Source organism: Desulfogranum marinum (assembly GCF_016918565.1).
In the GTDB taxonomy this organism is placed as follows: Bacteria; Desulfobacterota; Desulfobulbia; order Desulfobulbales; family Desulfobulbaceae; genus Desulfogranum; species Desulfogranum marinum.
Genome location: NZ_JAFFQD010000004.1, coordinates 90,531 through 103,930 on the forward strand (window position 1 = coordinate 90,531; position 13,400 = coordinate 103,930).

General features: G+C 43.8%; 10 protein-coding genes. 5 read left to right on the top strand and 5 right to left on the bottom strand.

What is annotated here, in order from left to right; all coding sequences use genetic code 11:
• Positions 1–5: 5 nt before the first annotated feature.
• Complete coding sequence (locus JWH17_RS04345; protein ID WP_205221345.1) at positions 6–557, bottom strand: YqgE/AlgH family protein; 552 nt, start codon at positions 555–557, stop codon at positions 6–8.
• 364 nt (positions 558–921) lie between these two features.
• Here JWH17_RS04345 and JWH17_RS04350 point away from each other — a divergent pair, with 364 nt between their 5' ends.
• On the top strand, positions 922–1,122 hold the full coding sequence (locus JWH17_RS04350) for a hypothetical protein (RefSeq protein ID WP_205221346.1): 201 nt from the start codon (positions 922–924) through the stop codon (positions 1,120–1,122).
• 262 nt (positions 1,123–1,384) lie between these two features.
• On the opposite strand, the gene JWH17_RS04355 is transcribed toward JWH17_RS04350, so the two are convergent.
• The gene (locus JWH17_RS04355) at positions 1,385–3,241 is read right to left on the bottom strand and encodes an ATP-binding protein (protein WP_205221347.1); all 1,857 of its coding nucleotides are present in this window, start codon (positions 3,239–3,241) and stop codon (positions 1,385–1,387) included.
• A gap of 328 nt (positions 3,242–3,569) precedes the next feature.
• Between JWH17_RS04355 and JWH17_RS04360 the strand changes: the two genes are divergently transcribed.
• A complete protein-coding gene (locus tag JWH17_RS04360) occupies positions 3,570–3,986 on the top strand; it encodes a periplasmic heavy metal sensor (RefSeq protein WP_205221348.1) in 417 nt (138 codons plus the stop codon).
• Between the two features lie 91 nt (positions 3,987–4,077).
• On the opposite strand, the gene priA is transcribed toward JWH17_RS04360, so the two are convergent.
• Both priA and galU read right to left on the bottom strand, forming a co-directional pair.
• Positions 4,078–6,642, bottom strand: a complete 2,565-nt coding sequence (gene priA / locus JWH17_RS04365) for a primosomal protein N' (protein ID WP_205221349.1) — start codon at positions 6,640–6,642, stop codon at positions 4,078–4,080.
• The gene (galU, locus tag JWH17_RS04370) at positions 6,611–7,492 is read right to left on the bottom strand and encodes a UTP--glucose-1-phosphate uridylyltransferase GalU (protein ID WP_205221350.1); all 882 of its coding nucleotides are present in this window, start codon (positions 7,490–7,492) and stop codon (positions 6,611–6,613) included. Before galU ends, priA begins: the two co-directional genes overlap by 32 nt.
• A 121-nt stretch (positions 7,493–7,613) precedes the next feature.
• Between galU and hrpA the strand changes: the two genes are divergently transcribed.
• The 3 genes from hrpA (at position 7,614) to JWH17_RS04385 (ending at position 12,967) form a co-directional block, all read left to right on the top strand.
• Positions 7,614–11,357: an ATP-dependent RNA helicase HrpA gene (hrpA, locus tag JWH17_RS04375; RefSeq protein ID WP_205221351.1), complete on the top strand. Its 3,744-nt coding sequence runs from the start codon at positions 7,614–7,616 to the stop codon at positions 11,355–11,357.
• Between the two features lie 287 nt (positions 11,358–11,644).
• Complete coding sequence (locus tag JWH17_RS24305) at positions 11,645–12,220, top strand: rhodanese-like domain-containing protein (protein WP_205221352.1); 576 nt, start codon at positions 11,645–11,647, stop codon at positions 12,218–12,220.
• Positions 12,221–12,223: 3 nt separating this feature from the next.
• Positions 12,224–12,967, top strand: a complete 744-nt coding sequence (locus tag JWH17_RS04385; protein ID WP_205221353.1) for a rhodanese-like domain-containing protein — start codon at positions 12,224–12,226, stop codon at positions 12,965–12,967.
• Between the two features lie 81 nt (positions 12,968–13,048).
• On the opposite strand, the gene JWH17_RS04390 is transcribed toward JWH17_RS04385, so the two are convergent.
• The gene (locus JWH17_RS04390; RefSeq protein WP_205221355.1) at positions 13,049–13,369 is read right to left on the bottom strand and encodes an Hpt domain-containing protein; all 321 of its coding nucleotides are present in this window, start codon (positions 13,367–13,369) and stop codon (positions 13,049–13,051) included.
• Positions 13,370–13,400 lie beyond the last annotated feature (31 nt).

Here is a 13,400-nt window from a genome sequence, read left to right on the forward strand (position 1 = left end):
TTGTTTCAGGCAGAACCTATGGTATCACCCAGCATGGAAATGTCGATACCTAAACGCGCGGCAGCTTTTTTCCATTTTTTTTCATCAGGTGTGTGAAAAATTACGTCAATATGGCCTGGTACGGTTAACCAGCTATTATCAAGCAGTTCTGTTTCCAGTTGCCCTGCTCCCCAGCCGGCATAGCCCAGCAAAAAAAGATATTCCTGAGGACCCTTGCCAAGGCTTATGTCTTCCAGCAAGCGCGTATCACGGGAAAGAGAGACCTCTGGAGTAACTGCCAGCGAAAAAGGGTCTTCTTTGGTGGAACGATATAAAATAAATCCAGCATCCATCTCAACCGGTCCGCCGATGTACACCGACGGTAAAGGTCCTTCTGGGATAGGTAGATTGGCTCCATGAAACACTTCCAGGAGGCTAATTTCATCGTTGGGGTTGTTGATCACGAGTCCCATCGCCCCTTCTTCATTATGGGCGCACATGTATATGACCTGTTTTTTGAAACGAGGGTCAGGCATCTGCGGAGTGGATATGAGAAAATGACCAGCTAGACTTTCCATGATATCTCTGTTTAAGGGTAACTACTCACTGGGATGATAACTACTTATTTTAGTATCTTTAAAACCTGTAACTGCTTACAGGTGCCTCATATTTGGACAGTCCCGATTTTTTGCTATAACCAATCTATGCGGGTAATCGTGACCGCCCGAAGAGGTAAGCGACCAACGGGAGACTCCGTGGGGTGCCTGCAAGCAGTTACGTTTAAGGTTCTTTTAAGGAAATCCTATCACCCTTCGGTTCAAACAGTCAAGGATGATGATTGGGTAAGAAAAAAGAACCGTTTCAATGGTTGCTACCCTCTTTTGTTTTGTGCTATGAGTCAGAGGCAGAAAAAATGTTTTTATACACAATAAGGTAACCAATATGAATGATAATACCTCTTTATATTCTCGTTCCGATAAAATTAAAAAGGCTTTGCTCTGGTTAAGTGAAACTCAAGAAAAAAAACCAGGTGCCAAGAGGCAGAAGCTTCTGCAGGAGGCTGAAATCCGTTTTGACCTTTCTCCTGCCGATTGTACTTTTTTGGATAAAAACTTTTCAAGCTCAGAGTCCTGTGATACCTGATAAATCCCTAACCATTCAAAACAGTTGTATATTGATTTTGTGTAACTACTCAACAGGTTGGTAACTCTTTGATTTATTATACCTAAAAGCTGCAACTGCCCACAGGTGCCTCAGATTTGAACAGGCGTGATTTTTCGCGGGTAAACGAAGACTCCGTTAGCCTCTCTATGCGGGGGATAGTGATCTTCCACAGAGGTAAGCGAGCAACGGGAGACTCAGTGAGGTGGCTGTGAGTAGTTATGTTTTTGCGTAAGAGCAGTTTTCAAATAACAAGATCACGATTGTCCACCGAGGGTAACTGGATAGTAACCACCGTTCCCTTGCCTTGCTGACTAGCTATGCTAATAGAGCCGTTATGGTCTAAAATTATTTTTTGTGAAATAGCTAGTCCAATTCCTGTACCTTGCTGTTTAGTTGTAAAATAAGGGTAAAAAACTTGCGAAAGAACATTTTCGTCCATCCCTGTTCCTGTGTCTGAGATAGTGAGTTGTACAAAATCATCAGATGCACTGTTTTCAGCTTCAATTGTTATTAGCCCCCCGTCCGGCATAGCCTGTATACTGTTGAGTAAAACGTTCATGAGCAACTGGGTGAGCCTGTCCTTGTCACCTTTAATTTGCTTAAGGTCATCACTTGTAGTGAGTAACACTTCAATATTATTTTCAAGCGTTTCCGCTTGTATTAACTCTACTTCTTTCTCGAGAAGAGTGGTGACATCCACAGGTTGAAGTTTGAGAGAGATTGGGCGAGAAAAGCTGAGCATCTCGGTGATGGTTCTGTTCATTCGCTCTGTTTCCTGGATCAACAGCTGGGCCGTGTCACGCTCCTTACTTCCAGCTACGAATTTGTTTTTGAGTAACAGAGCCAGCCCTTTAATAGAACTTAAAGGATTCCTGACTTCATGCGCTACCCCACCTGCCATTTTTCCTATGGCAGCGAGTTTTTCACTTTCACGCATTTTTTGTTCAAGCTTTTTAACCTTGGTAATGTCGGATAAAAGCAAAACGTCTCCCATATATGTTTTGTTTCTATCAAATATCTGTATTAAACGGCAAAGCAGTACATACATGTCGCCTGCAAAAGCAATCCGGATTTCTCTTTCATCTGGCGCAAGGGGAGACTTCGGCTTGTTTTCATCAAAAAAGGCGGCGAGTTCTTCATGAAGTATTTCCTTAGGGGTCTTGCCAACGGCATTCGATTCTTTTATGCCGGTTATTTTTTCAATAGCCTGGTTCCATGTTTCAATCCGACCAGATTTGTTTGTAGCAATAATACCGACAGGGAGTGAGGTTATGAGCAAAGTGGTAAAGGCTTGTATTTCGTTGAGGGTTTTTTGTGAGACCCTGTAACCCTGTACTACTGAGAGAGAAAACCAACCGGCCAGGCCGACCAGGAGCATGGCGAGCGAAAGTATGAAAATTTGAGCCCTGAGGCGGCCAAGAGTATGATCATATTCTGTCATATCAAGCCCGACAACAATAAAAAAAGGTTTGTTGAGGTCACTCTCACCAGGTGTCCTGTCAATGATGGGTGGTCCTGTATCCCACCTGTTTTTGCCCATGAAAAAATTTCGATGCCCTGAGTGCTTCATGGTCATTGAAATACGCGAATGGCTGGGTACAAACGGTTTAAAACGACGTGTTGTCTCAAAAAGGCGTTTTTTCCCTTTATCTGTAACAATAGAGTAATACAACCTTGATCCATCATCACGTTGAAGCTGGCTTTTTATAATGGGGGAAGTTGGCAGGGTGTTGCCAATCTGTTTTTTATCATTGTGGGCTATGATTCTACCCTTATCGTCAATGAGAGCTATTTCACGTATGTCGGGGTCTTCAACGAGGTGATCTATCATTTTTTGGACATGACTGTACCATGAATCACTTTCCCAAAAATTTCTTCTTATATCAGAGATGTATGACGCTCTCGCTCCAGATTGTACAGCTTTTATCAAAGTGGCTCCCTTTTGAAGCATGGCATTCGTCATCAAACGTTTTTCCAGCCTAAGATTATGAAAGGCAAAGGTAACAACAATGATGATGAGCAACCCAGCTGCTGCAGTCAGGAGCCAGGGTGATGCAAAAAGTAACCTGGAGCGGAGAAGAGATATCACTTTATTCATACTTTAGGGAAAGCAATAAAGGGGCCATTATGCCATGTTGAGCAACATTCGAATACCGGCTGCTGTTTACGAAGCATCTCAAGTGATGAACAGCCTAGGCAGGATTTGTTCCGGGTATTTTTTACCCAGTCTTTTAAAGCAAGGTGGGTAAAAAGTGAACACTCGTATATCGGGAAAAACATATTTAGAACAGTTGCCTTGTTGTTTGTAAATAAAAAATAAATAAATTCATTATGTTAATTTGTTTGTCGCTAGTTTGGCATGGTCTTCGCATGTTTGAGAGTGCAACAGGCGAACACCATAAACTTTACAGTTAGGAGAATGCTATATGATGAAAAAAATGAACACAAAAAGCATGGTACTTGCTGCAATTCTCACCAGTGGTATTTCATTGGCGATTACTCAAGCAGCAATAGCGAGTCCAAATTGGCATGGAAAAAGCCTAGCACCTTGCCAGGTACAACAGTTGGACAGTGTAACACAAAAGGCACAGCAAAAATTTTTACAAGAAACTGTTGAACTCCGCAAACAAATGATGGAAAAAAGAGCTGCCATGCGCGCTATCATGGGTGCGGGCACACCCGATGCAAACCAAGCCTCAAAAATTGCAGGAGAGCTTTTTGATCTCCGTGAGAAACTGCGTGTTAAAGCAGATGAGTACGGGCTGGCAATACCTGGAATCGGATCGCGCGGCACCTGTATGTCCATGGGCGGTTCCAGAGGTATGAAGTACAAAAACTATTAATTCTATCTTTTCTCTTCCCCTCTCCCCTGGCAGGCTTCCCTCCTTTTTTCCTGCTGGGGGAGTTTTTTTCTTTTCAACACCCTTTGTTTGACTACATCATATTTTCAGGGTCGACATCTACAACCATTCTTACATTCGACAAGCATAGAGAACGTCTTTCGTCTAATATACGCGTACAAACAGCATGGAGAGCCCTCGCGGATGCACTCTTAAGCAATAACTGCCACCTGAATTTATCTTTTATTTTTCCCACCGGGGATGGAGATGGACCTAACAGATCGATATGATGCTGTTTGCAATCTTCATGTATGAATGCAGCTGTTTTACGGGCAGCTTTTTCTACCTTGGTTTCGTCAGTTCCGTTAAATTTGATATTGATCATTCTTGAAAATGGTGGAAACCCCATGGGGGAACGAGTTGTTATCTCCTGTTCATACAGTGCTTCATAATTATGATCTTGGGCAAACCTGATTGCATAATGGCTGGGTTGATTTGTTTGTATAATAACTTTTCCTGGTTGATCCCCCCTACCCGCTCTACCTGTGACCTGAGAAAGTAGGGAAAAGGTTCGTTCACCGGCTTTATAATCGGGGATTGTAAAACCAGCGTCTGCCCATATGACACCAACCAGAGTAATATTTGGAAAATGCAGTCCCTTTGCTATCATTTGGGTGCCGACCAGGATGTCTATTTCTTTGTTCCTGACTGACTGGAGAATCTCGAGATATTTTTTTCTTTTTACAGCAACATCGCTGTCTAGCCTTGCCACTCGTGCAGCAGGAAAAAGCTGTTTTGCTTCTTCTTCAATACGTTCAGCCCCAATGCCTACTCCTGCAACATTTTGCGAACGACAACCGGGGCAGATGATTTGCGAAGGCATGGTAAATCCACAGTAATGACAGAGTAGTCGCCCTTTACTTCGGTGATAGGTAAGAGAAACCTGGCAATGGCGACACTGGAGAACATGCCCACAATCTCGGCAAAGCATGGTAGAGGAAAAACCTCGTCGATTAACAAATAACAGCGCCTGTTGTTTATTATCCAACGTGTTACCAATTTCTCGAATCAGTGTGTCGGAAAAGAAAAGGTCGCGCCGGCTTCTTTTTTTGGTTGAAAGATCGACCACCGCCACCGTGGGCAATGGCTTTTCCTGCACTCGCTTTGTAATGGTCAATAATTTATACTTTTCCTTAATGGTGTTATTGTAGCTTGTTACCGATGGAGTTGCTGAGCCAAGTATAACGGGGCATGAGGTGAGTTTAGCGCGCATGACAGCGACGTCTCTTCCGTGATACCTGGGACCGTCTTCCTGCTTATAAGCAGGTTCATGTTCTTCGTCTACAATAACTACTCCCAGCTTGTCCATGGGGGCAAATACGGCTGAGCGGGCTCCAAGAACCACCTTTGCCGATCCATCCCTTACTCGCTGCCATTGATCCAGTCTTTCTCCTTGGGAAAGACCACTGTGAAACAGGGCTAGTTGATCACCGAAACGTGTATAAAATTGGGCCTCCAGTTGTGAGGCAAGCGCAATTTCAGGCACCAGTACCAACGCTGTTTTACCCTGTTGCAAGGCTGCCTCGGCTGCGCGCAGGTAAACCTCTGTTTTCCCGCATCCGGTTACACCAAAAAGTAAAAAAGGTTGGAACTCCCCTGCTGCGATGCTTGGTGTAATTTCTTGTAAGACTTTTTTCTGTTCTGCGGTAAGCTCAAGAGGTTGGGCGGTAGTGGTAATGGTGTTGCCAAACGGATCTCTATATACCCGCTGATCATGTTTGCTGAGAATACCTTCCGCGCAAAGAGATGATAATGCTTTGGAGCAGTTGGGGTACAAGCTGAGGAGAACTTTTCTCGCTACCGGTTTGGATCCCGTATTGAGATACTTATCTAAAAAAAGAGTAAGGGCTTTTTTTTCAGAGGGCTTTAAAATTTGTGCTAAGCGATGCTCATCTTCTGGTTGTAAAATTGAAAGGGGATCGGTTGTTTCGAGTCCCGTGTTTTTAAAAAAGGTGGGTGCCAAGACATAGACTGTTTCTTTTTTCGCCTTTACCTGCGATGCAATTAACTCCGGCACCAACTCGACAGCGCCGCTCTTGATTAATATTTGTAATTGTTTGTTTTGAGCTTTATCCTGACGGATTTTTGCAATCTGAGCTGGAGGAACTTCTTGAAATTGCAGCAACTGCTGAAACCAAGGAAGGATGGTAAAACAATATTTTTCGGGCGAAACTTCATAAAGTTTCAAGGTTTCGATATCGAGTACATTTACCCTGTAGCCGCTTTTCGCTGAAGGTGCCATAGGAAGAGCTGTTTTTATAACTTCACCCAAGGGATGATGGTAATAAGACGAAATCCAACGGTACAGTGGGATAAGAAAGGGTGGAAAAAAAGGAGCCGGTGCAAAGACATCAAGGATAGGCTTGACAGTAAAATCGGTTTTTTGGACCCTTTTTAGAGGGGATGCTTCCAGGACATATCCGGTCACTCGCCTTCTTCCGAGTGGCACCAACACACAACTGCCGACCGGAATAGCATCTTTTCGGTCGGCAGGATGGCCGTAGGTCAATGTCTGATCGACAGGGGCGGCGACGGCCACCTCATAAAGGGTCATTAATGAGATACACTCATATTCCACATCCATTGCAGATGCTTTCAAGATGTTTTCTGAACGGCTCGCCCAACGTACTGTGTTGCAGAGAAAAATCAACAATGGCTTTCAGGTAGCCGAGCTTGTCACCGGCATCATAGCGTTTGCCCTCAAACTCATAGGCATACATGCCCCTTAAGTTGGAAAGGGCTAACAAGGCGTCTGTCAACTGGATTTCTCCGCCATGACCAGGCGTGGTTTTGCCCAACAGATCAAAAACTTCAGGCATTAAAAGATAGCGACCAATAATAGCCATATCCGAATTGGAGGTGCCAGGCGCAGGTTTTTCAACCATCCGGTTTACTTTAAAGGTTCGCTCTTTTTCGATAGCCTCTCCCTCAACGATTCCATACTGGTAGGTCTCATTCATTGGTACACGCTGGACGGCAACAATAGACTCGCCAACATCCTTGTACAAATCAATCATCTGTTTACAGCAAGGTACATCGCTCATAACAAGGTCATCACCCAATAGAACCAGGAATGGTTCATTGCCGATGACATTACGAGCCATCCATATGGCATGGCCCAGGCCGAGCGGTTTTTTTTGGCGGACAGAGACGATATCAATCAGGTTGGAAATATTTGTCAGTTCTTCGCTCAGCTCGACTTTATTTTTTTCCTTCAGCACGGTATCAAGCTGGAAGTCATAATCAAAATGGTTTTCTATAGCTGACTTGCCTTCACTGGTAATGAGAATTACCTCTTCAATACCTGAAGCGACGACTTCTTCCACAATATATTGAATGGTTGGTCTGTCTACAATGGTTAACATTTCCTTGGGGATGGCTTTTGTAGCCGGTAAAAAACGAGTACCAAGTCCAGCAACCGGAATAACGGCTTTTCTTATTGCCTGCATTGTCGCCTCAATGAATGTATAATGGAAATTGTAAAATACCCTACAAAGATAAGCTTTAAAATACTCAGCAATAAACTATACTCGTATTCCCCTTTTCCTCTCAAGTATTAATCTATTTTTTATGCACATTACATATCCACCCACTCTTCCCATTTCAGAACATAGACAAGAAATTCGCTCAACCCTGGAAAATAACCAGGTCATTGTTATTGCAGGTGATACTGGTTCGGGGAAGACGACGCAATTACCAAAGATATGCATTGAGGCCGGCTGCGGAACCAAGGGAAGAATAGGTTGTACACAGCCAAGGCGTATCGCCGCTGTTTCGGTAGCGGAAAGGGTAGCTGAAGAAACACGATCAGGTGATGAGGTCGGATATAAGATCAGATTCCAGGACCGTGTTACAGAAAATACCATCGTCAAATTTATGACTGATGGTGTTTTACTTGCAGAGACCAGAAATGACCGATTGCTGAAACAGTATGATGCCTTGATTATCGATGAAGCGCATGAGCGGAGCTTAAATATTGATTTTCTGCTTGGATATATTAAACAACTGCTTCCTACAAGGCCGGACCTCAAGGTTATCATTTCTTCGGCCACCATTGATACCGAAAAGTTCAGTAAACATTTTTCCAATGCTCCTGTTGTTTCCGTTTCAGGACGGTTGTTTCCCATTACGACCATGTACCAGGAAGATGAAAATGATGATAGCTTACAGGAAGGTACCTATGTGGAGCAGGCGATTCGGGTCATTCACGATTTAGCAACCGACCCTTTTGGTGGTGATATTCTTGTTTTTATGCCCACTGAAAGAGATATTTTTGACACCATTGATGGGCTGGATGAATATATACGCGAAAGTAACCTCATCTTACCCCTTTTCGGCAGGTTACAGGCTGCAGATCAGCGCAGGATATTTAAGCAATCTTCCAAAAGAAAAATTATTGTTGCCACCAATGTCGCTGAAACCTCTATCACTGTCCCTGGTATCCGATTTGTAGTGGATACCGGACTAGCGCGTATCTCAAAGTACAATGTTCGAACAGGAACCACCAGTTTACGGATTTCTAAAATCTCCCAGGCAAGCTGCAATCAGCGTCAGGGGCGATGTGGCAGGACAGGTCCCGGCACCTGTATCAGACTGTATCCGGAACAAGATTTTTTAAGTCGCGACCAATTTACATTGCCCGAAATTCAGCGATCAAATCTTGCTGAAGTTATCTTGCAGATGGTTAACTTAAAGCTAGGCAAACCAGACCAATTTCCGTTTGTCGACGCGCCGCTGCCACGTGCTATCCGAAAAGGGTTTCAAACCCTGATTGAACTGGGAGCATTGAAGAAAAGCCATGCCCTCACCCAAGATGGGAGGTTAATGGCAACTTTACCGCTAGATCCCTGTATCTCGAAAATTGTTATAGAAGGCGGCAAAAGAAACGCTCTCAAGGAGACCACTATCATTGCCGCCGCGCTCTCTGTACAAGATCCCCGGGTTCGCCCCATTGACAAAGAACAGAAAGCCGATGAAGCTCATCGGCAGTTCCTTGATAAACGCTCTGATTTTCTTACCCTGCTCAATATCTGGAACGAATTGTTTCAACAGGAAAAAAAGATCAGTTGGTCCAAATTGTCAAAATTTTGCAAAAACAGCTATCTTTCCTGGCAGCGTATGCGCGAGTGGATAGATGTCTTTGAGCAGATATCACGGCTTCTTAAACAAAGAACCGATTTCAAAACACTTGATGAGCCTGCCGGCTATGAAGCTATTCACATGGCATTGACCAGTGGATTTTTACGTAACATTTGTCGAAAAAAAGAAAAGAAATTGTACATTTCCAGTGGCAACAAGGAAATTTCTCTATTTCCTGGCTCCGCACTTTACAAAAGTGGTGGTGAATACATCGTTGCAGCACATTTTATAGAGACAACCCAACTTTTTGCTCGTACAGCTGCAAATATAAAAGCAGAATGGCTCGAAGAGCTTGGTGGTGAGCTGTGCAAGCGTTCATGGACCAATCCCCGCTGGGAAAAAAAGAGTGGCAGGGTTGTTGCCGATGAACATATCAATCTCTTTGGTCTACCGGTAATTAGTGGTCGCAAGGTTAACTACGGCAGGATTAACAGTGTAACGAGGCAGGAGGCAAAAGATATCTTCATCAGGGAAGCACTTTTGCATAATCGACTAGGCAGAGGGTATCCTTTTTTAGAAGCTAATCAGCAGTTGCTTTGTCGGTACCGGGAAATCGAAGAGCGGATTAGGCGTCGCAATGTTGTGGCCGATGAAGAGCATTTTTTCCGATTTTATGAAGGTCGGCTTGGAAATGTCTATGACAGATTCACCCTGAACAGGTTATTGCGGCGTAAAAAAAGCGATACGTTTCTGCGGATGACAAGCGATGATATTGTGATTGACGCGCCTGTTGAGGATGAACTCTATCAATATCCACCGACGTTACAGGTAGGGGAGTTAACATTTGCATTGCAATATACCTTTGTGCCGGGTGACGAAAAGGACGGCGTGACGGTGTCTATCCCTTGCCAGGTTATTGATCACATTAATCCAGCTGTTTTTGAATGGCTTGTTCCCGGCCTGTTGCCGGAAAAGCTTCTTTTTTTACTTAAGCGTCTGCCCAAGAGGATTCGTAAAACCCTGGTACCGCTGCCGGATGCTGTCGACCGGATTATGGATTCTCTGGAACTGTACAAAGGATCCCTTTATCAAAATATTGAAAAAATACTGCTCAAATCCTATCGGCTGAAAGTGGAACGGACTGATTGGCAACCTGATGCTTTGCCGCTTTTTTTAAAAATGCGGTTTGACTTCCTGGATGAAAAAGGAAAAAGCTGCCTGGTTTCAAGGTCTTTTAAAGAAATTCATCACCATCTAAAAACCGAAGTCACTTCTTCTACAAACAAAATTGCAACTGATCTGCCTGAGATGAGTAATATCACAGCCAATGATCTGGATACTATTCTCCCACAAATAAGTGTAAATGTAGGCCCCTCAGCATCCATTCGGGTCTTTTCTCCACACCTGGAAGTCGATCCCATAAAGGACCAGGTCCATCTTAAATATGGCAAAGAAAGTGCGAATAGCCAGGCAAACAATAGAGCCGGAGTGGAAGCATTGTATTGTCAGCAATTTCCCCAAGAGGCAAAACAGCTGAGAAAAGAGTGTAAAGTACTGGTGTCGAGCAACTCGGCAAGTTGGTTGTCTCTTGGCGGCAAAGTGTCGGCCGCTAAATTGAAAGACCGTCTTTTTTCCTATGTTATGAGTAGCATTTTTGACATATCTGTAAGAGAGCTTCCCTCTGCTGCAATATTTACAGAAAAAGTCGATGAAATACGAAAAAAAGGGCTCTTAAGAGCAGCTGCCCCTGTTACTAAATTGTTTTTAGAGAGTCTGCAAAAGCGCAAGCAGGCAAAACAAAAAATTAACGATTGGGCCCAGAGAGCGAGAAAAAGTAGAAGTTTTGATCAAAAGCTATATGACCAATACCTATTGACCCTTGAACAAATATTACCCCACGATTTTCTGTTTCAACCCGGATATTCTCTTTCGCTCCACACTATCAGGTATCTACAGGCCCTTATAGTGCGCGTTGAGCGCGCTGAGCATTCACCTGAGAAAGACCGTAAAAAGGCAGAAAGGCTAACCAAGGCTCTTAACCGTTTAGCCCAGTATAAGGAGTTTTCCGCTCCTTCCAAGACCTGTTTGGAATGCCTTGCTGTATACAAGGAGCTTGTTGAGGAATTCCGTGTTTCTGTTTTTGCCCCTGAACTGGGGACAGCCGCACCTGTGTCTGAAAAGCGGTTGCAAACCTACTGGCAAGAGGTCGAAAACAATTGCCGGACAGTAGAATAACTTTTTTAACCCAATTTTCCGTTCAAGTTTGATTGAAAACACACTTGCTTGCGCAGGATGGCCGTAAGTTAACATTTCTTTGATGGTAGCTGTCAATATTATCGATAGCAATGAGTTATACAGCGCTTGAAATAGAGTGAAAATAAGTGCTATTATCATTATTAAAACGAGTGTCAAAAATAAGAATAAACTAGTTATTGTAATCCCCTTGGATATTGAAAAATCGTATGAGGGGCAGCAAAGAGGAAGACCATTACATTTGTAATTCCATGAAAAGGAGGGAAAAGGTGTATAAAAAATTTATTAAATTGTTACCTGGTTTGCTAATTATCGGCCTCTTGAGTTTTGGCTGTGCACAATCACCGGATGTCAAGCAGGAAATGACGCCAAAAGCCTCGCAGACACAACAGCAGGCAGAAAAAAATGTCTATAAGGGAACAATCGTCGGCAAATCCAATAAAGCCAAAACTATTTCAATAGAAGTCGGCAAAGGAAAGCAAGCCCAAACCATGATGGTCAAATTTGATGACCAGACCAAAGGGGTTGAACACGCTGTTAAAGGGCATGCTGCGATCATTACTTTTGAAAAACGCGGAAATGATGTTTATGCAAAAGTCATTAAACAAAAATTAGCTAAACTTCCTCAAGGTGTTACAGAAATCAAGACCGAGGAATTAAGTGCCTTAGTGACCAATGCGCATAAGATGTACTTGGTTGACTCCAGGCCGGCCAGTCGATATGGTCAATCGCATCTCCCTGGAGCAGTATCCATCCCTGTCCCCATACTAAAAGAAAAACAGGCAGCCTTACTTCCAGTTGACAAGAATGAGCTATTGATTTTCTACTGTGGAGGGCCCACATGAGGCATGTCAACTGCCTCCGCCGGTCTGGCGAAGAAATTTGGTTATAAAAATGTTCGCGTTTATTTAGATGGTGAACCAGCCTGGGCTAAGGCTTATTTACCAACATATGCCACCCATGATTTTATCAAAAACGGCAATGTCGTTCTCGTAGATGTTCGCCCCAGTGAAGAGGCTGTCAAGGGACGTATCAAAGGCGCATACTCCATTCCGTACGAACAACTAGATGATCGACTTGATGATATCCCCCGTAATGCACCTGTCATACTATACGGTGATCAGGAAGTCCTTGATGCCATGGAAGACATGCGAGACGATGGATTCAAATTCGTCTCTCTTGTTCGGGGCGGCTTTGCAGGTTGGATAGCTTCAGGGGAAGCGATTGAAAAAGGACCGATTTTTAACACTGAAATACGCTGGGTGCGCAAACTTGGCAAAGGTGAAGTGTCTTTAGATGATTTCAGGAAAGCGGCTTCAGGCGAAGACAAAGATGCTATTATCATTGATGCTCGAACCAAGGAGGAAGTTGCAGAATTAGGAACATTCAAGAACACGATCAATATCCCGCTGGACGAAATCCCTGCTCGTATGAACGAATTACCCAAAGATAAAAAGATTTATGTCCATTGTTCAACCGGAGCCAGGGCGGATATGGCTTATAAAGAGTTGATAAAAAGTGGCTACAATGCAAAGTTCTTACTACTTAACATTGCTGACGCTGAATGTGATTGTGAAATTATAAGACCGTAATTTTTTTCACAAGTTACCTGCAAATGGCAGGTGAGGTATCGCCACACCTGCCATTTGCACTACAAAACACTCCGTTTTTTCTTACAAAAGTAGATTAAACTGCACGAGTAATTCACCCAACCCAGCCACTTTTTCTTCGATGGGCTGCGCCTCGCGGGCATATTCCTCTATCTCCAGCGCCAATATACGGATGCCTTCAATACCCAGGCTTGAAGCAGCCCCCTTAATGCTGTGAGCGGCTGTGAGAATACCTTCAATGTTGCGGGCTGTTGTTGCCTCTTCCAATTGTTGATAATCTGCAGCAGCAGAATCTCTAAAAAGAATAAGCAGTTCATCCAAAAGTTCTTGGTCACCAGCTGTCTGCTCCAGAGCAAATTTTTTGTCCCACTGTAAAGATGCCATGCTTACCTCCTATTCGTTGAGCCTCTGTTTA

Coding starts and splice junctions, on each gene's coding strand:
- JWH17_RS04360 (WP_205221348.1), top strand. CDS start 3,570: ATGATGAAAAAAATGAACACAAAAAGCATGGTACTTGCTGCAATTCTC.
- JWH17_RS04385 (WP_205221353.1), top strand. CDS start 12,224: ATGTCAACTGCCTCCGCCGGTCTGGCGAAGAAATTTGGTTATAAAAAT.
- JWH17_RS04345 (WP_205221345.1), bottom strand. CDS start 557: ATGGAAAGTCTAGCTGGTCATTTTCTCATATCCACTCCGCAGATGCCT.
- hrpA (WP_205221351.1), top strand. CDS start 7,614: ATGCACATTACATATCCACCCACTCTTCCCATTTCAGAACATAGACAA.
- JWH17_RS04390 (WP_205221355.1), bottom strand. CDS start 13,369: ATGGCATCTTTACAGTGGGACAAAAAATTTGCTCTGGAGCAGACAGCT.
- JWH17_RS04355 (WP_205221347.1), bottom strand. CDS start 3,241: ATGAATAAAGTGATATCTCTTCTCCGCTCCAGGTTACTTTTTGCATCA.
- galU (WP_205221350.1), bottom strand. CDS start 7,492: ATGCAGGCAATAAGAAAAGCCGTTATTCCGGTTGCTGGACTTGGTACT.
- JWH17_RS04350 (WP_205221346.1), top strand. CDS start 922: ATGAATGATAATACCTCTTTATATTCTCGTTCCGATAAAATTAAAAAG.